The 20,347-nt window shown below is 70.8% G+C and carries 22 protein-coding genes; 8 read left to right on the top strand and 14 right to left on the bottom strand.

Annotated elements, in window-relative coordinates; all coding sequences use genetic code 11:
- Window positions 1–2: 2 nt before the first annotated feature.
- From mutM to ACWGQ1_RS08120, 6 genes are all read right to left on the bottom strand, one after another.
- Window positions 3–869, bottom strand: a complete 867-nt coding sequence (mutM, locus tag ACWGQ1_RS08145) for a bifunctional DNA-formamidopyrimidine glycosylase/DNA-(apurinic or apyrimidinic site) lyase (RefSeq protein WP_452312746.1) — start codon at window positions 867–869, stop codon at window positions 3–5.
- Window positions 862–1,554 (bottom strand): ribonuclease III, encoded by a 693-nt coding sequence (gene rnc / locus ACWGQ1_RS08140; protein ID WP_136034544.1) that lies wholly within the window; start codon window positions 1,552–1,554, stop codon window positions 862–864. The genes mutM and rnc overlap by 8 nt, the downstream gene beginning before the upstream one ends.
- 10 nt (window positions 1,555–1,564) lie before the next feature.
- Complete coding sequence (gene rpmF / locus ACWGQ1_RS08135) at window positions 1,565–1,774, bottom strand: 50S ribosomal protein L32 (protein ID WP_050721097.1); 210 nt, start codon at window positions 1,772–1,774, stop codon at window positions 1,565–1,567.
- A 2-nt stretch (window positions 1,775–1,776) separates the two neighbouring features.
- Entirely contained in the window at window positions 1,777–2,271 is a 495-nt protein-coding gene (locus ACWGQ1_RS08130; protein ID WP_136034620.1) for a YceD family protein, read from the bottom strand.
- A gap of 114 nt (window positions 2,272–2,385) precedes the next feature.
- Entirely contained in the window at window positions 2,386–2,883 is a 498-nt protein-coding gene (coaD, locus tag ACWGQ1_RS08125; RefSeq protein WP_136034542.1) for a pantetheine-phosphate adenylyltransferase, read from the bottom strand.
- A gap of 30 nt (window positions 2,884–2,913) precedes the next feature.
- Window positions 2,914–5,088 (bottom strand): ATP-dependent DNA helicase RecG, encoded by a 2,175-nt coding sequence (locus ACWGQ1_RS08120; RefSeq protein WP_378803658.1) that lies wholly within the window; start codon window positions 5,086–5,088, stop codon window positions 2,914–2,916.
- Window positions 5,089–5,149: 61 nt separating this feature from the next.
- Between ACWGQ1_RS08120 and rsmD the strand changes: the two genes are divergently transcribed.
- Window positions 5,150–5,764, top strand: coding sequence for a 16S rRNA (guanine(966)-N(2))-methyltransferase RsmD (gene rsmD / locus ACWGQ1_RS08115; protein WP_452312745.1), 615 nt, complete (start codon window positions 5,150–5,152; stop codon window positions 5,762–5,764).
- Here rsmD and thiL read toward each other — a convergent pair.
- Complete coding sequence (thiL, locus tag ACWGQ1_RS08110) at window positions 5,734–6,729, bottom strand: thiamine-phosphate kinase (protein ID WP_452312744.1); 996 nt, start codon at window positions 6,727–6,729, stop codon at window positions 5,734–5,736. The two genes, rsmD and thiL, sit on opposite strands and share 31 nt — an antisense overlap.
- A gap of 23 nt (window positions 6,730–6,752) precedes the next feature.
- On the opposite strand from thiL, the gene ACWGQ1_RS08105 reads away from it, so the two are divergent.
- Window positions 6,753–7,235 carry a DUF3515 domain-containing protein gene (locus tag ACWGQ1_RS08105; protein ID WP_136037003.1) on the top strand — a complete coding sequence of 161 codons (483 nt, stop codon included), beginning with the start codon at window positions 6,753–6,755 and terminating at the stop codon, window positions 7,233–7,235.
- Between the two features lie 19 nt (window positions 7,236–7,254).
- Here ACWGQ1_RS08105 and ACWGQ1_RS08100 read toward each other — a convergent pair whose 3' ends face one another.
- The 6 genes from ACWGQ1_RS08100 to leuC are packed head-to-tail and all read right to left on the bottom strand — an operon-like array spanning window position 7,255 to window position 13,600.
- Window positions 7,255–8,337, bottom strand: a complete 1,083-nt coding sequence (locus ACWGQ1_RS08100) for a D-alanine--D-alanine ligase (RefSeq protein ID WP_452312743.1) — start codon at window positions 8,335–8,337, stop codon at window positions 7,255–7,257.
- Window positions 8,243–9,376: an NAD(P)H-dependent glycerol-3-phosphate dehydrogenase gene (locus ACWGQ1_RS08095; RefSeq protein ID WP_136034529.1), complete on the bottom strand. Its 1,134-nt coding sequence runs from the start codon at window positions 9,374–9,376 to the stop codon at window positions 8,243–8,245. The genes ACWGQ1_RS08100 and ACWGQ1_RS08095 overlap by 95 nt, the downstream gene beginning before the upstream one ends.
- Window positions 9,366–10,121: a lysophospholipid acyltransferase family protein gene (locus tag ACWGQ1_RS08090; RefSeq protein WP_136034526.1), complete on the bottom strand. Its 756-nt coding sequence runs from the start codon at window positions 10,119–10,121 to the stop codon at window positions 9,366–9,368. Before ACWGQ1_RS08090 ends, ACWGQ1_RS08095 begins: the two co-directional genes overlap by 11 nt.
- Window positions 10,122–10,126: 5 nt before the next feature.
- Window positions 10,127–11,494, bottom strand: a complete 1,368-nt coding sequence (murA, locus tag ACWGQ1_RS08085; RefSeq protein ID WP_136034524.1) for a UDP-N-acetylglucosamine 1-carboxyvinyltransferase — start codon at window positions 11,492–11,494, stop codon at window positions 10,127–10,129.
- Between the two features lie 60 nt (window positions 11,495–11,554).
- Window positions 11,555–12,151: a 3-isopropylmalate dehydratase small subunit gene (leuD, locus tag ACWGQ1_RS08080; protein WP_452312742.1), complete on the bottom strand. Its 597-nt coding sequence runs from the start codon at window positions 12,149–12,151 to the stop codon at window positions 11,555–11,557.
- 3 nt (window positions 12,152–12,154) lie between these two features.
- Window positions 12,155–13,600 carry a 3-isopropylmalate dehydratase large subunit gene (gene leuC, locus ACWGQ1_RS08075; protein WP_136034520.1) on the bottom strand — a complete coding sequence of 482 codons (1,446 nt, stop codon included), beginning with the start codon at window positions 13,598–13,600 and terminating at the stop codon, window positions 12,155–12,157.
- 187 nt (window positions 13,601–13,787) lie between these two features.
- Here leuC and ACWGQ1_RS08070 point away from each other — a divergent pair, with 187 nt between their 5' ends.
- Both ACWGQ1_RS08070 and ACWGQ1_RS08065 read left to right on the top strand, forming a co-directional pair.
- On the top strand, window positions 13,788–15,083 hold the full coding sequence (locus ACWGQ1_RS08070; protein ID WP_452312741.1) for a PLP-dependent transferase: 1,296 nt from the start codon (window positions 13,788–13,790) through the stop codon (window positions 15,081–15,083).
- Window positions 15,080–16,393 (top strand): LLM class flavin-dependent oxidoreductase, encoded by a 1,314-nt coding sequence (locus tag ACWGQ1_RS08065; RefSeq protein ID WP_206251332.1) that lies wholly within the window; start codon window positions 15,080–15,082, stop codon window positions 16,391–16,393. The genes ACWGQ1_RS08070 and ACWGQ1_RS08065 overlap by 4 nt, the downstream gene beginning before the upstream one ends.
- 16 nt (window positions 16,394–16,409) lie before the next feature.
- On the opposite strand, the gene ACWGQ1_RS08060 is transcribed toward ACWGQ1_RS08065, so the two are convergent.
- Window positions 16,410–17,417 carry a TerC/Alx family metal homeostasis membrane protein gene (locus ACWGQ1_RS08060; RefSeq protein ID WP_136046047.1) on the bottom strand — a complete coding sequence of 336 codons (1,008 nt, stop codon included), beginning with the start codon at window positions 17,415–17,417 and terminating at the stop codon, window positions 16,410–16,412.
- 256 nt (window positions 17,418–17,673) lie between these two features.
- Here ACWGQ1_RS08060 and ACWGQ1_RS08055 point away from each other — a divergent pair, with 256 nt between their 5' ends.
- The 4 genes from ACWGQ1_RS08055 to ACWGQ1_RS08040 form a co-directional block, all read left to right on the top strand.
- Window positions 17,674–18,231 carry an RNA polymerase sigma factor gene (locus ACWGQ1_RS08055; RefSeq protein WP_241115020.1) on the top strand — a complete coding sequence of 186 codons (558 nt, stop codon included), beginning with the start codon at window positions 17,674–17,676 and terminating at the stop codon, window positions 18,229–18,231.
- Window positions 18,228–19,376, top strand: coding sequence for a DUF4349 domain-containing protein (locus tag ACWGQ1_RS08050; RefSeq protein ID WP_452312740.1), 1,149 nt, complete (start codon window positions 18,228–18,230; stop codon window positions 19,374–19,376). Before ACWGQ1_RS08055 ends, ACWGQ1_RS08050 begins: the two co-directional genes overlap by 4 nt.
- Window positions 19,377–19,465: 89 nt before the next feature.
- Complete coding sequence (locus ACWGQ1_RS08045; protein WP_206251335.1) at window positions 19,466–20,014, top strand: ArsR/SmtB family transcription factor; 549 nt, start codon at window positions 19,466–19,468, stop codon at window positions 20,012–20,014.
- Window positions 20,014–20,347, top strand: a 334-nt coding sequence (locus ACWGQ1_RS08040) for an MFS transporter (RefSeq protein ID WP_452312739.1), incomplete at its 3' end; no start/stop codon positions are given. The genes ACWGQ1_RS08045 and ACWGQ1_RS08040, both read left to right, overlap by 1 nt.

Here is a 20,347-nt window from a genome sequence, read left to right as displayed (position 1 = left end):
CCTCAGCGGCGGCGCTGGCAGGTCGGGCAGAAGTGGGACGACCGGTTCATGAACGACACCCGCCGAATGGCGCCGCCGCACCGCGGACACGGCTCCCCGCCGCGGCCGTAAGCATTGAGGGAGTGGGCGAAGTACCCCGCCTGGCCGTTCACATTGACGTACTGCGCATCGAAGCTGGTCCCGCCCTCGGCGAGGGCTTTCGCCAACACGGTGCGGACCTCGGTGAGCAGACGGTGCACGGCCGGGGTCGAGAGTCGATCGGCCGGCGTCTCGGGGTGGATACGCGCGGCCCACAGCGACTCGTCGGCATAGATGTTGCCGATACCGCTCACGACGCCCTGGTCGAGCAGCACCCGCTTGACCGCGCTGTGCCGGCGAGCGAGAGCCAGTCGGAAGGCGTCGTCGTCGAAGAACGGGTCCATCGGATCGCGCGCGATGTGCGCCACCTGCGTCGGTACGCGCGAGGGCCCGTCCTCCACCAAGGCGTCGACGGCGAGGGAGCCGAACGTGCGCTGATCCGCGAACACGACCGCGAGCTCACCGTGAACGGGATGCTCGATCCCGAGGCGCACGCGTTCATGGCGCTCGGACGGAGCGTCGGGAGCCCGCAGCAGCAGCTGTCCGCTCATCCCGAGGTGCGCGATCAGCGCCGACTCCCCGTCGTCATCGAGGGGAAGCCACAGGAACTTGCCGCGACGCATCGCCGCCGTGACGGCACGTCCCTCGAGGCGCTGCACGAAGTCGGCAGCACCCGCCGTGTGCCTGGTGAGGGCGCGCTCGTCGAAGACGCTCGCGGCCGTGATCGTCGCGCCGACCGCGGCCGGGGCGAGGCCCGCGCGGACGACCTCGACCTCGGGAAGCTCAGGCACGCTCGTTGAGCACGCGCCAGGCGCTGAGCGCGGCCGCCATCTCCGCGGTCTTCTTGCTGCTTCCGGTGCCGGTCATCTCGACGTCTCCGACGGCGACCGTGGCCGTGAAGCGACGGTCGTGATCCGGTCCGCTCGCCTCGACCGAGTACTGCGGCGGCGTAGCACCCACCCGGGCGGCAAGCTCCTGCAGGCTGGTCTTCGGGTCCATCGCGGCGCCGTAGCGCTCCGGGTCCGCCAGCAGAGGCTCGGTCAATCGCAGCACCAGCTCGGTCGCCGCCTCCGGCCCCGCGGAGAGGTAGGTGGCGCCGATCACGGCCTCCATGGTGTCGGCCAGGATGGAGTCCTTGTCGCGACCGCCCGTCTGCTCCTCACCGCGACCCAGCAAGAGATGACTTCCGAGGTCGATACCGCGGGCCACCTCGGCCAGGGCCACCGTCGAGACGACGCTTGCCCGCCGCTTGGCCAGTTCGCCCTCGTCGAGGTCGGGGTGCGTGGTGAACAGCATCACCGTCACCGCCTGCCCCAGCACCGAGTCGCCGAGGAACTCCAGGCGCTCGTTGTGCGGGATGCCGCCGTGCTCGTAGGCGTAGGAGCGATGGGTGAGTGCCAACTCCAGAAGCTCCGCGTCGATGTCGACGCGGAGCTTTGCTGGGAGAGGTCTCGTCCCCCCGGGGACCTCCGTCACGGTACGCGACTCAGACGTCGGCGACCTTGCGGCCCTTGTACTCCAGGAAGAGCTCGGTGCCCTGCGAGTCGGTGACGACCTTCGCCTGGTGCGGACGGCTGTAGACGACCTTGCCGTTCTCGACGGTCTTGACGAGCGCCGGAGCCTCCGCCTTCCACTGCGCGCGACGCGAGCGGGTGTTCGAACGGGAGACCTTGCGCTTCGGGGGGTTACCAGCCATGACTAGCTCTCTTCTTTCTCGGCGGCACGGCTCTCTGCCGTGCCGTCTTGGTCTGTGATCTGCTGGAGCGCACTCCATCGAGGATCGATGGGAGCGGCCTGCTCCGTCCCGGTGCTCTCGGTCAGCCTCTCGCCTGTGACCGGGTCGAGCCCGAGGCAATCCGGCTGACACACCGGCTGAAATGGAAGCGACAATACGGCCGCATCCCTGACGAGAGTTTCAAGATCCACGTGGTCGTCTTGAACCTCGAAGTCAGTTTCTTCCTCACCAGGATACGCGAAAAGCTCCTGGAACTCGACTTCGACAGGCTCGGAGATGTCGGTGAGGCAGCGGCCGCAGACGCCGACGTACTCTCCATCCGCGGAACCGGACACGAGAATGCCCTCGTGAACCGACTCCAGACGCACGTCGAGATCCAGCTCGGAGCCTGACTCGAAGGTCACGATGCCCTCCCCCCACTGCTCGGGGAGCGTCACCGTGAAGGTGTGCTCGCGCATCTCCCCCGGACGCCGGACGATGTCACGGACGGGGAGCACGAAGGGGCTGTTGAGTCGGGAACGCACCCCTCAATGCTACCGGGGTCTCCCTGCGACCGGGCCGGACGGGCGGCCTCAGAGGCCGCGCGCACCGGTGTCGAGGAACGACGCGACGGCCGGCGGAACGAACGGCGCGATGTCTCCCCCCAGCGACGCGACCTGGCGCACGAGCGAGCTCGACACCATGGCGTGCGCGGGATCGGGCAGCAGGAAGACGGTCTCGATGTCGGCCAGGTGACGGTTCACGATCGCCATCGGCGACTCGTACGCGACATCGACCTGCGAGCGGATGCCCTTCACCAGCACGCCCGCGTTCACGTCGCGCGCGTAGTCGACGAGGAGACCCATGCTCCAGGAGCCGATCACGATGTTGCCCTGCATGCCGTCCTCGGCGATCGAGCGCTCGAGCAGGGACAGCCGCTGCGCGATCGGCAGCATCGCCTCCTTGCCGGGGTTGTGCACCACCAGCACGTGCAGCTCGTCGTACAGGGCGGCCGCGCGGCGGATCACATCGAGGTGACCCAGGGTCGGCGGATCGAACGAACCCGGGACGACGGCGATCCTGCTGCTCATGCATCCAGCCTAGGGCACGGCCGAACGGCGTCAGTTCTTCGCCAGCGCCGCGCGGTCCTCGTCCGTCACGCGGCGACCGATGGCGTCGCGGAGACCGGGGTGGCGCGCGAGTTCCGGGTCGTCGGACAGGATCCCCTCAGCGAGCTCCCTCGCGCGGGTGATCAGCGCCGCATCCTTCACGACCCTGAGCAGCTTGAGCGACGAGCGCACGCCCGCCTGCGCGGCACCGAGCACGTCGCCCTCCCCCCGCAGCTCCAGATCGACCTCGGCCAGGGCGAACCCATCCAGGGTCGCAGCGACCGCATCGACCCGCTCCCGCGCGACGGAGCCTTCCTCGGCCTCGGTGACCAGCAGGCACAACCCCGGCACGCCGCCACGACCCACACGTCCGCGCAGCTGATGGAGCTGCGACACCCCGAAGCGGTCGGCATCGAGCACGATCATGGTCGAGGCGTTGGGCACGTCGACCCCGACCTCGATCACGGTCGTCGCCAGCAGCAGGTCGATGTCGCCGCGGGCGAAGGACTGCATCACCGCATCCTTCTCCTCCGACGGCATGCGCCCGTGCAGCACCGCGCGCCGGAGGCCGCCGAGCGTCGGATGCGTGGCCAGCGCCTCGTCGAGCTGCACGACGCCCCAGCGCGGCCCCTTCCCGCCCTCCGGCGCCAAAAGCTCCTGCTCGCCCGCCTCCGCCGTCTTCGCCGCCGTGTCGATCGCCGCGCATACCGCGAACACCTGTCGACCCTGCGCGATCTCCTCCGCCGCCCGCTCCCACACGCGGTTGAACCAGCCGGGGTGCTCGGCCAGCGGAGCGACGTACGACTCGATGCCGGCGCGACCGGCGGGCATCGTGCGGATGACCGAGGTGTCGAGGTCGCCGAAGACCGTCATCGCGACCGTGCGCGGGATCGGTGTCGCGGTGAGGACGAGCGCGTGCGGACTGGATCCTTTCGCGCGCAGCGCCTCGCGCTGCTCCACACCGAAGCGGTGCTGCTCGTCGACAACGACGAGCCCGAGATCGGCGAACGTGGTCTTCTCCCCCAGCAGCGCGTGCGTCCCGACCACGATGAGCGACTGCCCGGAGGCGACCCGGAGCGCAGCCTTACGCCGCTCGGCCGCGGGGAGCTGACCCGTGAGCAGCGTCGGCATCAGCAGCGGGGCGAGCTGCGGGCCCAGCATCTTCGTGATGGAGCGCAGGTGCTGGGCCGCGAGGACCTCGGTCGGGGCGATCAGGGCCGCCTGTCCCCCGCTCTCGGCCACCTGCAGCATGGCGCGCAGCGCGACGAGGGTCTTTCCCGAGCCGACCTCGCCCTGCACCAGCCGGTTCATCGGCCACGCACCGACCAGGTCGTGCGCGATCTGCGCGCCCACGGTCTCCTGGTCGGGGGTCAGGGTGTACGGCAGCGCAGCGTCGAACCGTTCGAGGAGCCCACCGGGGTGAGCCGGGCGCGACGTGGCCGCCAGGGCGCGCACCGCCTGGCGCTGCTGCAGCAGCGCCGTCTGCAGGGTCAGCGCCTCGTGCATGCGGAGGGTGCGCACCGCGGGGTCGATGTCGTTGCGCGTGCGGGGGCGGTGGATGCGCTCGAGCGCCTCCCGCGCCGTGAGCAGTTCTTCGCCGCGACGGACCTCTTCGGGCAGCGGCTCAGGCACCTCGGTCAGCCCGTCCAGCACGCGGCCGACCAGGCGGGCGATCTGCCACGTCTGGATCGCCGACGTCGCCGGGTAGATGGGAATGGGCACCGCCGCCCGCGCGTCGGCCCGACGGCGCGCCGCATCCTCATCATCGAACAGCTCGTACTCGGGATGCGCGAACTGCGTGACGCCGTTGAACTCGCCCACTTTGCCGGAGAAGACCCCGCGTCGGCCGACCGCGAGATCGTTCGACCGCCACTCGGCCGCACCGATGTTCTTCGCGAAGAAGGTCAAGGACATGCGACCCACCCCGTCGCCGATCACCACGTCCACCATCGCGCCGGGTCGGTTGCGCATACGACGGAAGCTCGACGACAGCACCTCGGCGACGATCGTGACCGTCTCGCCGATCGGGAGATCGCGGATCGGCGTGAGCTCACCCGGATCCGCATAGCGCCGCGGGTAGTGGCCGAGCAGATCGCCCACGGTCTTCATGCCGAAGGCGCGACCCAGCGTCTTGGCCGACGCCGCGCCGATGGCCTCCTCCAGCGAGGATTCGAGCGTGAGCGACATGCTCCGAGTCTAGAGAACGCGACCGACACGACGTCGTCGCCCCCTGTCGTATCGTGAACGGGTGACCAGGATCATCGCAGGACGCGCGCGCGGCATCCGTCTCGAGGTTCCTGGGGCGGGGACGCGGCCCACGAGCGATCGCGTGCGGGAGTCCCTGTTCGCCGCGCTCGAGTCGCTCGAAGCGATCGACGGCGCGCGGGTCCTCGACCTGTACGCCGGCTCAGGGGCCCTCGGGCTCGAGGCGCTCAGCCGCGGAGCGTCGACCGCCGACCTGGTCGAGCGGGGTCGCCCCGCCGCGGCCGTCGTGCGCCGTAACGCGGGAGCCGTGGCCAGGGCGAGCGGCCGGCCGCCGGCACGGGTGCACGAAGCGAGCGTCCGCTCCTACCTGGCCCGCGCCACGGGGCCCTACGACCTCGTGTTCACGGACCCGCCGTACGACCTCGATGACGCCGCCATGACCGCGGACCTGATCGCCCTCGCGCCGCTCCTGAGCGACGACGCGGTGCTGATCGTCGAACGTGCCCGTCGCTCCACCCGTCCGGACGTCGAGGCGGCGGGACTGCACGTGTTCCGCGAGAAGACCTATGGCGACACCGCGCTCTGGTGGTGCGAACGCGCGGGCGAGGCCGCGCCTGCGGAACAGGATCAGCCCGCCACGGAGTCCCAGTCGCGATAGGGGTCCCAGCCGCTGACGTCGACCGGGAGGTCGTCGCAGAGCAGGTTCTCGTCCGCGCGCTCCCGCACGGTGCCGATCGCCCGGAACCCCGGCGGCAGGATCCCGTCCGGGAAGCTCGCCAGCAGCGCATGATCCTCCCCGCCCGCCAGCGCCCACTCCGGGAAGTCACCGAGCTCGGCGCGCTCCAGCGCGATCGTCACCCCCGAGGCATCCGCCATCCGCCGCGCGTCGAGCGCCAGCCCGTCGGAGACGTCCATCATCGCGGTCGCCCCGGCCGCCGCGGCCACCACGCCCAGCCCGATCGGCGGCGACGGACGCAGCTGCGCAGCCACCGCCGCGCTCTCCCCGGGTCCGAGCAGGGACGGGTCGACCGGAATCGGCGCGTCGCCGTCGCGGAAGCGCCCGAACAAGATCGCGAGCCCATGCGCGGCATGACCGAGCTCGCCGGCGACCGCGACCACGTCACCGGGTCGCGCACCCGCCCGCGTGACGGGAGGGCGCCCTTCCAGGTCACCGAGAGCGGTCACCGCCACCGTCAGCACATCGGACACCGTCAGGTCGCCGCCCACCACCGCACACCCCGGCGCCAGCGCCGCGCACGCATCGCGGAATCCGTCGGCCAGCCGTTCCACGAACGACAGCCGCAGATCGCGCGGCACCGCCAGGGCCACCAGCAGCGCGGTCGGACGCGCCCCCATCGCCGCGACGTCCGCGAGGTTCACGGCCGCGGCCTTCCAGCCGAGATCATGCCCGCTGGACCACGCCAGTCGGAAGTCGGGACCGTGCACCAGCGTGTCCGTCGTCGCGACGACCGAGCCCGACGGCGCCGCGATCACGGCCGCATCATCACCCGGCCCGAGGAGCGTGTTCGCTCCCGGGGTCGTGCGGCTCAGGATCGACCGCAGGATGCGTCCCTCCGAGAGTTCTGCCAGGCGCGGGTCGTCGGCATCGGGTCGGGAGTGCATGTCGTCAAAGGTAGCCTGGATGCATGCCCCGTTCTCGTCGTCTCGCCGCCGTCGCCGGGGCGATCGCCCTCGCCGCCGTCGTCACCGGATGCTCGACCACCGTCCACCTGGAACCCGCGGACGACGCCAACGATCCGGGCTGCGCCTCCGTCTCCGTGCTGCTCCCCGACAGCGTCGACGGGTTCGACCGGGTGTGGACCGACGCGCAGGCCACGGGCGCCTGGGGCGACCCCACGATCGTGCTGCGCTGCGGCGTGGAGCCCCCCGCGCCGTCGGCGCTCGTCTGCACGACGCTCGGCGGCGTCGACTGGCTGGTGCTCGATCAGGAGGAGGAGCGGCAGCGCCTCGTCACCTACGGGCGCGAGCCCGCGGTGGAGGTCATCATCCGCCGCGGTGAGCAGATCGACTTCCAGTCGATCGTGAACACCCTCTCATCGAGCATCCAGTCCGGCCTGGCGCCCGCGACCGCGCAGTGCACGGACCGCGTGGAGTTCCCCGCGGGCTGAGCGCCGCGGGGAACCCGGGTCAGCGGCGCAGACCCGCCTCCACCAGCTCCGTGATCAGGTCGCGGTAGCTCAGCCCGGAGGCCACCCAGCACTTGGGGAACATCGAGATCGGCGTGAACCCGGGCATCGTGTTCAGCTCGTTCACCACGAGCTCGCCCGACGGCGTGAGGAACATGTCGACCCTGGCGAGGCCCCGGCCGTCCACCGCCTCGAACGCGCGGACGCCGGCCTCCTGCACCGCTGAGACCTCCGCGTCGCTCAGCTCCGCCGGGCACACGACGTCGACCCCGTCGCCGCCGAGGTACTTGCCCTCGAAGTCGTAGAAGCCGCGCGACGTGAGGACGATCTCGCCCGGGAGCGAAGCGCGGACACCCTCCGCCGCCTCCAGCACCGCGACCTCGATCTCGCGCCCGGTGACCCCCGACTCGATGAGGACCTTGTCGTCTTCCGCGAACGCCACAGCGAGAGCCGCATCGAGCTCCTCCGGGGCGCTCACCTTCGACACCCCCACGCTCGAGCCCGCCCGTGCGGGCTTCACGAACACCGGAAGGCCCAGACCGGCCGCCTGCTCGCGTACCGGCGACGGGTCGCCGTCCCACGCCGCGCGCCGCACCGTGACCCACGGCGCGACCGGGATGCCCGCGGCCTGCAGGGCGATCTTCATGAAGTGCTTGTCCATGCACAGCGCCGAATCGAGCACGCCACCGCCCGCGTACGGCACCTCGAGCGTGTCGAAGTACCCCTGGATCGTGCCGTCCTCGCCGTGCGGTCCGTGCAGGATCGGCAGCACCACGTCGATCTCGCCGAGACCGTCGACGGCGCCGCCAGGGTGCACCACGCGGAGCGTGCGGTCGCCGCCCGGCTCCGGCCACAGGATGCGCGTGCCGTTGTCGACCACTTCGGGCAGGTGCGCCGCATCGAGCGGGAACTTCGCCGGGTCGTCGTCCTCCAGCACGAAGGCGCCCTCGCGCGTGATCCCCACCGGGATCACCGCGTAGCGGTCGCGGTCAATCGCGCCGAGCACTCCCCCCGCCGTTGCGGAACTGATCGAATGCTCGCTGGAGCGCCCTCCGAAGAGCACCACCACCGTCTGCTTGTCCATGGTTGGTCCTCTCCCCCTGCGGGGTGTCGTCGTCCGTCGTGAGATGCGGGGCGATATCCCGGGGATCCATCTTGCCGTCGAGCACCATCTTCACCTGCTCGACGATCGGCATGTCGACGCCGGCCTCGCGGGCGAGCTGCAGCACGGGGGCGACCGAGGCCAGCCCCTCCGCGGTCTGCTGCATCTGCTTCACGACGTCCTGGAACGAATAGCCCTGTCCGAGCAGCCGCCCGGCCGTGTTGTTCCGGCTCAGCGGCGACTGGCACGTCGCGATCAGGTCGCCGAGCCCCGCGAGCCCCTGCAGCGTCTCCGGCTGCGCGCCGTTCGCGACCGCGAAGTCGGTCATCTCGACCAGACCACGCGTGATGATCGAGGCCTTGGTGTTCTCGCCGTAGCCGACGCCGTCGACGATGCCGATCGCGACGGCGATGAGGTTCTTCAGCACCCCGCCGAACTCGGTGCCGATCACGTCGGTGTTCACGAACGTGCGGAAGTAGCCGTTGCGCGCGGCCCGCGCCACGACCTCCGCCGTCTCCTGGCTCAACGACGAGATGACGGCCGCGGTGGGCTGCTCGCGCGCGATCTCCAGCGCCAGGTTGGGGCCGGACGCCACCGCGATGCGCTCCGGGTCGCAGCGCAGCTCCTGCTCGATCACCTGACTCATGCGCAGACCCGTGCCCCGCTCGACCCCCTTCATGAGGCTGACGATCCGGGCATCGCCGGACGCGATCAGCGGTCGCAGCGCCTTGAGGTTCTCGCGCAGCGATTGGCTCGGCACCGACAGGTACACCTGCTCCGCCCCGTCGAGCGCCGAGGAGAGCTCGTGCGTGGCCGCCATGGTGCGCGGGAGGTTGATGCCCGGCAGGTAGCGCGAGTTGCGCTTGGCCTCGTCGATCTCGTGCGCCAGCTCGGCGCGGCGGGCCCACATCGTGACCTGCGCTCCGCCATCGGCCAGGATCTTCCCGAACGTGGTGCCCCAGCTGCCCGCGCCGATCACGGCGACCCGGGGTCCCGCTGGTGTGTTCCTCTTAGGAGTCAAGTCGACCGGTCTCCTTCTGGCCGTGGCTCGCGGGGTTCCACCGCTCCGCTGGTGCCTTCTCCTCGCGCAACTCCTCGAGCAGCGCCGTGATCGCGTTCATCAGGCGGCTCGTCGCCTCGGTCAGCGCGGCGGGCTCGGTCGCACGCCCGCGCAGATCCTCGACGTCGATCGGGTCGCCCACCAGCACGCGGACCGGCTTGCGCAGCGGCCAAAGGCTCAGGCCCTTCTGATAGCGACCCATGATCTCCTGAGTACCCCACTGCGCCATCGGGATCAGCGGGATCCCGTCGGCGAGGGCGAGGCGGACCGCGCCGGACTTGCCGCGCATCGGCCACAGATCCGGGTCGCGCGTGAGCGTGCCCTCCGGGTACACGATCACGCCGCGGCCGTGCTCGACGAGCTCCGCCGACTGGGCCATGGTCTGCTTGGCCGCGGTCGCCGACGACGTCCGCGCGACCGGCACCATGCCCGTGCGACGCAGCACCCATCCGAGCACGGGGACACGGAACAGGCTCTCCTTCGCCATGAACCGCGGGGCTCGGCCGATGCGCCACACGGCGACCGCGACGATCAGCGGGTCGAACTCGGAGTAGTGGTTCGGGGCGAGTACGAACGCGCCGTCGCGCGGCAGCTTCTCACCACCGGTGACACGGATCTTGGCGAGCAGCGACACGAGCGGGATGACGATCGCCGCGAGCGGCCAGAACAGACTCGGACGCGTCTTCTCCGGCGACCGGGAAGCCATCGGGCTCACCGGAGGACGTCGAAGTCGGCGCCGAGCGCGTCGAGCTTGGCGAGGAACTTCTCGTACCCGCGGGCCAGGATGTCGACGCCCGACACCTTCGACTCGCCGGAGGCCGTGAGCGCCGCGATCACGTGGCTGTATCCGCCGCGCAGGTCGGGCACGACGATGTCGGCGCCGTGCAGCGGCGTCGGGCCGGTGATGACGGCCGCCTGCTCCAGGTCACGGCGCGGCACGCGGCGAGGGCCGTCCTGCAGCCCGCGCGGGTGCACGACGATGTCGGCGCCCATCTTCACGAGGGCCTCCGTGAAGCCCATGCGGTTCTCGTACACGGTCTCGTGCACGACCGAGCGGCCGTGCGCCTGGGTCAGCGCGACCACGAGGGGCTGCTGCCAGTCGGTCATGAAGCCGGGGTGCACGTCGGTCTCGATCACGACCGGCTTGATGTCGCCGTCGCGCCGGAACAGGATGCCGTCCTCCTGGATGTCGAACCAGCCGCCCGCCTTGCGGAACACGTTGAGGAACGTCAGCATCTCCTGCTGCTTGGCGCCGCCGACGAAGATCTCGCCGTCCGTCGCCAGAGCGGCCGACGCCCACGAGGCCGCCTCGTTGCGGTCGAAGATCGACCGGTGGTCGTAGCCGCGGAGCTTCTCGACGCCCTCGATGAGGATCACGCGGTTCGGCTCGTAGGAGATGATCGCGCCCATCTTCTGCAGCACGGCGATCAGGTCCATGATCTCGGGCTCGATCGCGGCGTTGCGCAGCTCCGTGACGCCCTCGGCGCGCACCGCCGTCAGCAGTACCTGCTCGGTCGCCCCGACGCTCGGGTACGGCAGGTGGATGTTGGCGCCGTGCAGGCGGGTGCCGCCGGTCGAGAGGCGGATGCCGCTCGGCAGCTTCTCGACGATCGCGCCGAACTTGCGCAGCGCGTCCAGGTGGAAGTCGATCGGGCGATCGCCGATGCGGCAGCCGCCGAGGTCGGGGATGAACGCCTGGCCCAGCCGGTGCAGCAGGGGCCCGCAGAACAGGATCGGGATGCGGGACGCGCCCGCGTGGGCGTCGATCTCCTCGAAGTGCGCCGACTCCACGTCGCTCGGGTCGAACACGAGCGAGCCCGGCTCATCGCCCTCCGACACCCGGACACCGTGCACCTCGAGAAGGGAGCGGACCACGGCCACATCGCTGATCGCCGGCACGTCGCGCAGGACGCTCGTCGTCTCTCCCAGGAGCGAGGCCACCATCGCCTTGGTGGCGAGGTTCTTCGCGCCCTTGACGTCGACCCGGCCGCGCAGCGGTCGGCCTCCTCGGATGGCGAGGACGTCTCCGGTGAGCGCAGGGACGTCGTCGGGAAGAGCGTCGCGCACGGGTGTCGTCATTGGGGCCTCACTTCGTTCATCGGGGGCGGGGTTACCCCTGGCTCCCCCGCCCCCTCCGTCTCACTGAACGGGGAGGGTCCGCGGCCGCCACGACTCGCGACGGGCCTCGAACTGCGCGATCTTGTCTTCGTTGCGCAGCGTGAGCCCGATGTCGTCGAGCCCTTCGAGGAGCCGCCATCTAGTGTAATCGTCGATGCCGATGTCGGCCTGGATGCCGCCGACCGACGCGGTGCGCGCCTCGAGGTGGACGGTCATCTGCGCCCCGGGATTCCGCTCGATCTCGGCCCAGAACCGCTCGAGGTCGTCCTCCGAGATCGTCGCGGCGAGCAAGCCCTGCTTACCGGAGTTGCCGCGGAAGATGTCGGCGAACCGCGGGCTGAGCACGACCTTGAAGCCGAAGTCGCGCAGCGCCCACACGGCGTGCTCCCGGCTCGAGCCGGTACCGAAGTCGGGACCGGCGACGAGGATCGACGCGCCCTGGTACACGGGCTGGTTGAGCACGAACTCCGGGTCCTGCCGCCATCCGTGGAACAGCGCGTCCTCGAAGCCGGTCTTGGTGACGCGCTTGAGGAACACCGCGGGGATGATCTGGTCGGTGTCGACGTTCGACCGCTTCAGCGGAGCGGCGATGCCCGTGTGGGTCGTGAACTTCTCCATGGGTCAGGCCTCTTCCGTCAGGTCGCTCGGGCTGGACAGGGTGCCGCGGATCGCCGTGGCCGCCGCCACGAGCGGCGACACGAGGTGCGTCCGACCGCCCTTGCCCTGTCGCCCCTCGAAGTTGCGGTTCGAGGTGGACGCGCACCGCTCCCCGGGGGCGAGCTGGTCGGGGTTCATCCCCAGGCACATCGAGCAACCGGCGAAGCGCCATTCGGCACCGAAGTCGGTGATGACCTTGTCCAGGCCCTCGGCCTCGGCCTCCAGCCGCACGCGCGCGGAGCCGGGCACGACCATCACGCGCACGCCGTCGGCCTTCTTCTTGCCCTGGATGATCGACGCGAACGCGCGCAGATCCTCGATCCGGCTGTTGGTGCAGGAGCCCATGAACACCGCGTCGACCGGAACCTCCTTGAGCGGAGTGCCGGGCGTCAGATCCATGTACTCCAGCGCGCGCTCGGCGGCAGCGCGCTCGTTCGGGTCGGCGATCTGCGCGGGGTCCGGCACCGCGGCGGAGAGGGAGCTCCCCTGTCCCGGGTTCGTACCCCACGTGACGAACGGCTCGAGCTCGTTCGCGTCGATGAAGACCTCCGCGTCGAACTCGGCACCCTCGTCGGTCGGCAGCGTGCGCCAGTACGCGACCGCGTCCTCCCAGTCCTGGCCCTTCGGTGCGTGCGGCCGCCCCTCCAGGTACGCGAAGGTCGTCTCGTCGGGCGCCACCATGCCCGCGCGGGCTCCGGCCTCGATCGACATGTTGCAGATCGTCATGCGGCCCTCCATCGAGAGGGCGCGGATCGCGCTGCCGCGGTACTCGAGCACATAGCCCTGACCGCCGCCCGTGCCGATCTTCGCGATCACCGCGAGGATGATGTCCTTCGCCGTGACACCGGGGCGCAGCGTGCCCTCGACCGTGATGGCCATGGTCTTGAACGGCTTGAGCGGCAGGGTCTGCGTCGCCATGACGTGCTCGACCTCGCTCGTGCCGATGCCGAACGCCATCGCGCCGAACGCGCCGTGGGTCGAGGTGTGCGAGTCGCCGCACACCACCGTGATGCCGGGCATCGTCAGGCCCAGCTGCGGCCCCACCACGTGCACGATGCCCTGCTCCGCATCGCCCAGCGAGTGCAGGCGCACCCCGAACTCGGCGGCGTTGCGGCGCAGCGTCTCGATCTGCGTGCGACTGGTGAGGTCGGCGATCGGCTTGTCGATCTCCCACGTCGGGGTGTTGTGGTCCTCGGTCGCGATCGTCAGGTCGAGGCGGCGCAGTGGGCGGCCCTCGCTGCGCAGACCGTCGAAGGCCTGCGGGCTGGTGACCTCGTGCACGAGGTGCAGGTCGATGTAGATGAGGTCGGGCTGGCCGTCTTCGCCCTTCACGACGAGATGGTCGTCCCAGACCTTCTCGGCGAGGGTCCTGCGGCGTGCGGAAGGGGCTCCGGAATCGGGGCTGGTCATGGCGTGTCTCCTGTGGCTGGCGGTTCGGCCCACGATGGACTCCGCGACGAGGAGGGGCTCAGATCGAGGTCTCGCCGCGGCCGCTAAGAAGGAGCACGGTCCGCATGACGTCAGGTTACCACCGCTCGGACACGCCGCGACGCGCCGTGACACTCTGTTGCTCACCCGCCCGATCGAGAGGCCCCGCATGACCGTCGACACCGCCCGCTTCGCCACCCGTGCCGTCCACGCCGCACGCCGTCGCGAGACCGCTGCGTCGCGCGCGACCCCGATCTACCTCACGGCCGGCTTCGAGTTCGACGACTTCGACCACGCCGCCGACCACTTCGGCACGGGGACGGGATTCGGCTACACCCGCACCGGGAACCCGACGGTGCGCGCGGTCGAGCGCCAGCTCGCCTCGCTCGAGTCGGGGGCGGACGCGGTGCTCGTGGCGAGCGGTCAGGCCGCTGTGACCGCCGCGGTGCTGTCGGTCGTCGGAGCCGGCGACCACATCGTGTCGTCGACCCACATCTACGAGGGCACGCGGGGGCTCTTCCTCGACAACCTGGCCCGCCTCGGCATCGAGACCACGTTCGTGGACGACATCGCCGATCCAGACGCCTGGCGCGAGGCCATCCGTCCCACCACCCGCGCGCTGTTCGCCGAATCGCTCGCGAACGCCCGCAACGACGTGCTCGACATCGCCGCGGTGAGCGCGATCGGCGACGAGTCCGCGATCCCGCTGATCGTGGACAACACCCTCCCCACTCCCGCCCTGCTGCGGCCGCTCGAGCACGGCGCAGCGATCGTCGTGCACTCCGCCTCCAAGTTCCTCGCCGGGCACGGCTCCGTGCTCGGCGGCGTGATCGTCGACGACGGCCGCTTCGACGCCGACCGCGCCGGACACAACGCCCCGCACCTCGTGCTCCCCGGCCGCGGCGGACTGCCGAGCGTGTACGCCCGCCACGGCGGCAACGCCCGCATCGCGTACGTGCGGGAGTCGGTCGCGCCGCGCTTCGGCGCCTCCCCCTCCCCGTTCAACGCCTTCCTCATCGGGCAGGGCACGGAGACGCTGGGGCTGCGGGTCGAGCGGCAGTCGCGCAACGCCCTCGCCGTCGCGCGCTGGCTCGCCGCGCACGACGCCGTGGAGAGCGTGGACTACGCCGGCCTCCCGACCCACCCGCACCATGCGACCGCACGACGCTACCTGGACGGCGGCTTCGGCTCGATCTTCACCGTCACGCTGCGCGACGGCCTCCCCGCCGCGCGTCGTTTCGTGGAGGAGGTCGAGGTGTTCACGCACATGACCCACATCGGCGACGTGCGCTCGCTCGTGCTGCACCCGGGCACCACGAGCCACGCGCAGCGTACGGACGAGGAGCGCCGCGTGCTCGGCGTCGCACCGGGGACGCTGCGCCTGTCGATCGGCATCGAAGACGTCGACGACCTCGTGGCCGACCTGGCGCGCGTGCTCGAGTCGGTGCGGGAGACGGTGGCATGACCAGGCCGCAGCACTTCGGATGGTTCCTCGCCCGCGGCTTCGGCCCGCAGGGGTGGGGCTACCCGTCCCTCGACTGGGACTACGACTGGACGCGGCCCGAGGTGTACCAGGAGGCCGCACGCACGCTCGAGCAGGCGGGCTTCGACCTCGTGATCATCGAGGACAGCCCCTCGCTCGGCTCGCCCGAGACCATCGACCTCCGGGTGCGCCACGCGTTCGGCGGCCCGAAGCACGACCCGCTGCTGCTCGCGCCGTACCTCTTCCAGGCCACGCGGCACCTCGGCGTGGTCCCCACCGTGAACCCCGCCGCATCGCTGCCGTACACGTCCGCGCGGCAGTTCGCCACGCTGCACCACCTGAGCGGCCATCGGCTCGGCCTCAACGTGGTCACCGACACCGGGAGCGCGCGGCACTTCTCCGACGCCCCGCAGCTCGGGCACGACGAGGCGTACGACCGCGCCGAGGAGTGGCTCGACGGCATCCGGTCGCTGTGGCACAGCTGGGACGACGGGGCGCTCGTCGCCGACCGCGCCACCGACGTGTACGCCGACGGCACGCGTCTGCGACCCGTCGCGCATCGCGGCCGCCACTACGCGTTCGACGGACCGCTGAACGCCCTGCCCTTCACGGACGGGGAGCCCGCGATCGTCTCGCCCGGGGGCTCCGGACGCGGCCTGGGCTTCGCGGGAGCGAACTCCGACGTGCAGCTCGCCCTCGCCCCGCTGCACGAGAAGTCGGTGCGCGACTATCGCGCGAGAGTGCACGAGGCCGCGGTCGCGAAGGGCCGACGCCCCGAGGACATCACGATCCTGTTCGCCATCCAGCCCGTCATCACGTCATCGAGAGAGGAGGCCGACCGCATCGTCGCCGCCTCCGCGCGCCCCGACGACGCCGCGCTGCACCAGATCGCCCGCAAGCAGTCGAGCGACCTGGAGACCGACCTCACCGCGCTCGACCTCGACCGACCGCTCGACCTGTCGATCTTCGGTGCCCACGTGTCGCGCGGCAGCATCCAGCGGCTCGTCGGAGACCGCGGCGAGGACGCCCCGCTGCGCGCTCACCTCACCGCTCTCGCGCGGGCGGGACGCCTCTCCGACCGGACGGGATTCGTGGGCACCGCGGACGAGTTCGCCGACCTCGTCGAGGAACTCGGCGACTGGGGCAACGACGGCGTGCTCCTGTGGGGAGACTTCCACCCCGTCACCCTGCACCGCACCCTCGACGAGCTCGTGCCGATCCTGCGCCGACGCGGGCTGCTCCGGCGCGAGTACGCCGACGGCGGGCTGCAGGCGAACCTGCGATCGTTCTGACGGGCCTCTCGGCCGCTCACTCCCCGACGGGGGCGCTGCGCCGCTCCGCGCGCTTCTCCCGCGAGGACGCCACGAGGCTGGCCACCGTGGCGACCGTCATCGACACGAGGATGACGCCCAGGGACACCATGTTGTCGATGTCGGGCACCCACTCCACGTGCTGTCCGCCGTTGATGAACGGCAGCTCGTTCACGTGCAGCGCGTGCAGGATCAGCTTGATGCCGATGAAGCCGAGGATCACGGCGATGCCGTAGTGGAGGTACCGCAGGCGGTCGAGCAGATCGCCGAGGAGGAAGTACAGCTGCCGCAGCCCCATCAGCGCGAAGATGTTCGCGGCGAACACGAGGAAGCCGTTCGTGGTGATCTCGAAGATCGCCGGGATCGAGTCGATCGCGAAGATGAGGTCGGTCACGCCGATCGTGATGAACACGATCACCATGGGCGTCCACATGCGCTTCCCGTCGACGGTCGTGCGGATCTTCGAGCCGTCGTACGTCTCGCTGATGTCGATGCGGCGACGCAGCAGTCGCACGATGAAGTTCTCGCGCTTGACCTCGTCCTCGTGGTCGCCCTCCGGCATGGCCTGGCGGATCGCGGTGTAGACCAGGAAGGCGCCGAACACGTAGAAGATCGGCGAGAAGTTCTCGATCACCGCGACGCCGACCAGGATGAACAGTCCGCGCAGGATCAGCGCGATGATGATGCCGACCATCAGCACCTGCTGCTGCAGCCGACGCGGCACGGCGAACTGCGCCATGATCAGCACGAACACGAACAGGTTGTCGACCGAGAGACTGTATTCGAGCGCCCAGCCCGTGATGAAGTCGCCCGCGTTCTGCCAGCCGCCGACGTTTCCCAGCAGCACCGCGAACAGCAGCGCGAGCCCGACGTAGAACACCACCCAGAGGGTCGACTCCTTCGTCGAGGGGATGTGCGGCCGCAGCCGGATGAGCAGGAGGTCGCCGATCAGGATGATCGTGAGCACGACCATCGAGGTGATCTCGAACCAGACGGGGATGTCCAACGGCGCACTGCACCTTTCGCGAGGGGTCGGTGATGTCCGAAAGTCTCTCCCCCGCACCGAAGTGCGTCGCGCGCCCGGAGCAGCGGTGTCGGTGCTCGTGATGACGTTACGCGCGGGTCCGGGATACTCCCTCTCGCCGGAGCCATGCTACCGGAGCATCCGACCTGCGGCGTGAGCGATCGCGTCGGGAATCCGGGTCTGAGACGATGGGCCCGATCGTGACACTCACCGGTGAGAGACACCGAACGGAAACCCGATGCCTTCCCAGACGACTGATCAGAGGTGGGCGGCCCAGGCCGCAGCCGGCGACGAGGGGGCCTTCCGCGAGCTCTACCGGGCCCATGTGCGGCCCGTGTACTGGATCGCGCAGGGCATCCTCGCCTCCCCCGCCGATGCCGAGGACGTGACCCAGGAGACGTTCGTGGTCGCGTGGCGCAAGCTCCCCGGCCTGGAGCTGCAGGGCGAGTCGATCCTGCCCTGGCTCGCGACGATCTGCCGGTTCCAGGCGGCGAACCGCCTGCGCCAGCGTCGCCGCGACCGGGCGCACACGGCGGACGCGGTCGACGAGGAGCTGGCGAGCACGGTCAGCGTGGAGGAGCAGGTCATCACGGCCGCGCTCGCCGCGCGGATCGCTGCCGAGGTGGGCACGCTGAGCGAGCTCGACCGGGAGATCTTCCGGCTGTGCGCGGCGGAGGGCTACGCCTATCAGGCCGCAGCGGAGGAGCTCGGGGTCACGCACGCCGTCGTCCGGAACCGTCTCTCGCGAGTGCGCACGCAGTTGCGCGGCGCCGTGAAGGAAGTGAGAGACGCATGAACGCACAGACTCCCGCCGAGCAGCTCCCCGAGCTGTCGGACGAGGCCATCGCCCGCATCGAGCACGCGGTGTTCGCCGAGATCGCCGGGGAGCGCGCTCCGGCGCGGCCGGCGGAGGGGAAGGCCCGTCGGCGCCGCCGCGCCTGGCTCACCGGGGGCGGGATCGCCGCCGCGTTCGTGATCGGCGTGCTCGTCACCCCGCCGATCCTGCACAGCGTCGGGGGCTCCGCCGTGTCGACGGTCGAGGGACTCAGCCTCCCGGGCGACACGGTGACCGAGTCGTCGACCGACTCCGCGCCGGAGGGCACCACCGCGGTCCCGCCCGGCTCGGTGCCCGGCGACGGCGCGCGCTCCGACACGAGCGGCGGGATGCTGCCCGGAGTGACGCTGCCGGGGGCCGCCACGGCGGACGCCGGCCGCGACATCATCGCGACCGCGCAGGCCACGGTGCAGGTGAAGAGCATCCCCGACGCGGCGGACGCCATCGCCGCGCTGGCCGAGGAGCACGGCGGCTACGTCGAGAGCACCGAGGTGGGCAAGGCGCTCGCGGCGGACGACACCCGCGCGCCCGCGCCCGCCGACTCCGCGTACGGCTGGATCAGCATCCGCGTTCCCTCCACCGACCTCACCGCCGTGATCGCGGCGCTCGGCGACACCGGTGAGGTGCTGTCGTCCTCCACGTCGAAGCAGGATGTGACGTCGACCGCGATCGACCTGCGGGCACGCGTCGACTCGACCAGGGCGTCGGTCGAACGGCTCACGCAGCTCATGGCGCAGTCGGGCAGCGTGTCGGAGCTCATCGAGGCCGAGGTGGCGCTCACCGACCGGCAAGCGCAGCTGGAGTCGTACGAGCAGCAGCTCGCTGCCCTCGACGATCAGGTGGCGATGTCGTCGCTGCAGGTGCAGCTGACGAAGGCCACCGCGCCGAGCACGGCTGACCCCGCTGGTTTCGGCGACGGTCTCCTTGCGGGGTGGAACGGCCTCGTCGTGTCGCTGAACGCACTGGTCATCGCGGTGGGCTTCCTGCTCCCCTGGCTGGCGGTCGCCGCAGTGGTCGTGCTCGTGGTCTGGCTGATCCGTCGGTCGCGTCGCACCCGCCGGAAGCACTCCGAGGCACCGCCCGCGCGCACGGGCGACGAGGGCTGACGGCGAGAGGGACCCGACTCGCAAACCTGATTTCCCGGGGTATACAAGAACTCTTGTGCACCCGCGGACCCCGCCCTAGCGTGATGCCCGTGGAAGACATCTCCGTGATCACCGCCGTGCACCACCCGCTGCGCCGCCGCATGTACGACTACCTCCTGCTCTACGGCACGTGCCAGGTGACCACGCTCGCGCGCGCCCTCGACAGTCAGGTCGGCAGCATCAGCCATCACCTGCGCATGCTCGAACGCGCGGGCGTCGTCGAACGCGCGCCCGATGAGTCGGACGACCGCCGCACCAGCTGGTGGCGGGTGGCCCGACGAGGGCTCACCTGGTCGGTGGACGACTTCGCCGACTCCCCCGCCGATGCGCTGCTCGCCCGCGAGGCGCAACGCCAGGGCATCCGCATGCAGATCGACCGGCTCCAGCGCTGGCACCGGCACCGGGACGACCCCGCCTATGCCGGGTACGACGCATCCAACACCGAGACCACCGCGTGGGCCTCCCCCGACGAGCTGCGGGACCTCTCCGCGCGGCTGCTGCAGACCATCCGCGAGTGGCAGGGCGGCATCGCACTGGACGACGGCCAGGAGCGCGTGCCGGTTTTCGTGTTCGCCCACGCCTTCCCCACGGAGCCCTGATGACCGCGGTCGAGGAGCCGGTCGAGCTCGCGCCGCCTCCGCCGTTCCGGCGCGACCGCCTGGTCCATGCCTGGATCGGCGTGAAGGCCCTCTCCGACGCAGGGGATGCGCTGTGGACCATCGCCCTGGCGTGGACGGCGGTGCAGATCGCGTCCCCCGCGGTCGCCGGGCTCATCGTCGCCGCCGGAACCCTCCCCCGGGCACTGATCCTGCTGTTCGGCGGGGTGCTCGCGGACCGCGTGGACGCCCGCCGCGTGATGCTGCTGTTCACCGTGGCCCGCGTGGCCGTTCTCGTCGCCGTCGCCCTGTGGGTGCTGGCGACGCCCCCCCCAC

The sequence above is a fragment of the Microbacterium sp. NPDC055599 genome (assembly GCF_053618975.1).
This window is presented reverse-complemented; position numbering and strand designations above follow the sequence as displayed.

Excerpts from the sequence above, each read along its gene's own strand:
- ACWGQ1_RS08065 (WP_206251332.1), top strand. The coding sequence starts at position 15,080 with ATGACCAGGCCGCAGCACTTCGGATGGTTCCTCGCCCGCGGCTTCGGC.
- leuD (WP_452312742.1), bottom strand. The coding sequence starts at position 12,151 with ATGGAGAAGTTCACGACCCACACGGGCATCGCCGCTCCGCTGAAGCGG.
- ACWGQ1_RS08070 (WP_452312741.1), top strand. The coding sequence starts at position 13,788 with ATGACCGTCGACACCGCCCGCTTCGCCACCCGTGCCGTCCACGCCGCA.
- coaD (WP_136034542.1), bottom strand. The coding sequence starts at position 2,883 with ATGAGCAGCAGGATCGCCGTCGTCCCGGGTTCGTTCGATCCGCCGACC.
- ACWGQ1_RS08130 (WP_136034620.1), bottom strand. The coding sequence starts at position 2,271 with ATGCGCGAGCACACCTTCACGGTGACGCTCCCCGAGCAGTGGGGGGAG.
- ACWGQ1_RS08105 (WP_136037003.1), top strand. The coding sequence starts at position 6,753 with ATGCCCCGTTCTCGTCGTCTCGCCGCCGTCGCCGGGGCGATCGCCCTC.
- ACWGQ1_RS08100 (WP_452312743.1), bottom strand. The coding sequence starts at position 8,337 with ATGGACAAGCAGACGGTGGTGGTGCTCTTCGGAGGGCGCTCCAGCGAG.
- ACWGQ1_RS08120 (WP_378803658.1), bottom strand. The coding sequence starts at position 5,088 with ATGTCGCTCACGCTCGAATCCTCGCTGGAGGAGGCCATCGGCGCGGCG.
- ACWGQ1_RS08050 (WP_452312740.1), top strand. The coding sequence starts at position 18,228 with ATGAACGCACAGACTCCCGCCGAGCAGCTCCCCGAGCTGTCGGACGAG.
- ACWGQ1_RS08090 (WP_136034526.1), bottom strand. The coding sequence starts at position 10,121 with ATGGCTTCCCGGTCGCCGGAGAAGACGCGTCCGAGTCTGTTCTGGCCG.
- leuC (WP_136034520.1), bottom strand. The coding sequence starts at position 13,600 with ATGACCAGCCCCGATTCCGGAGCCCCTTCCGCACGCCGCAGGACCCTC.
- rpmF (WP_050721097.1), bottom strand. The coding sequence starts at position 1,774 with ATGGCTGGTAACCCCCCGAAGCGCAAGGTCTCCCGTTCGAACACCCGC.
- ACWGQ1_RS08055 (WP_241115020.1), top strand. The coding sequence starts at position 17,674 with ATGCCTTCCCAGACGACTGATCAGAGGTGGGCGGCCCAGGCCGCAGCC.
- thiL (WP_452312744.1), bottom strand. The coding sequence starts at position 6,729 with ATGCACTCCCGACCCGATGCCGACGACCCGCGCCTGGCAGAACTCTCG.
- murA (WP_136034524.1), bottom strand. The coding sequence starts at position 11,494 with ATGACGACACCCGTGCGCGACGCTCTTCCCGACGACGTCCCTGCGCTC.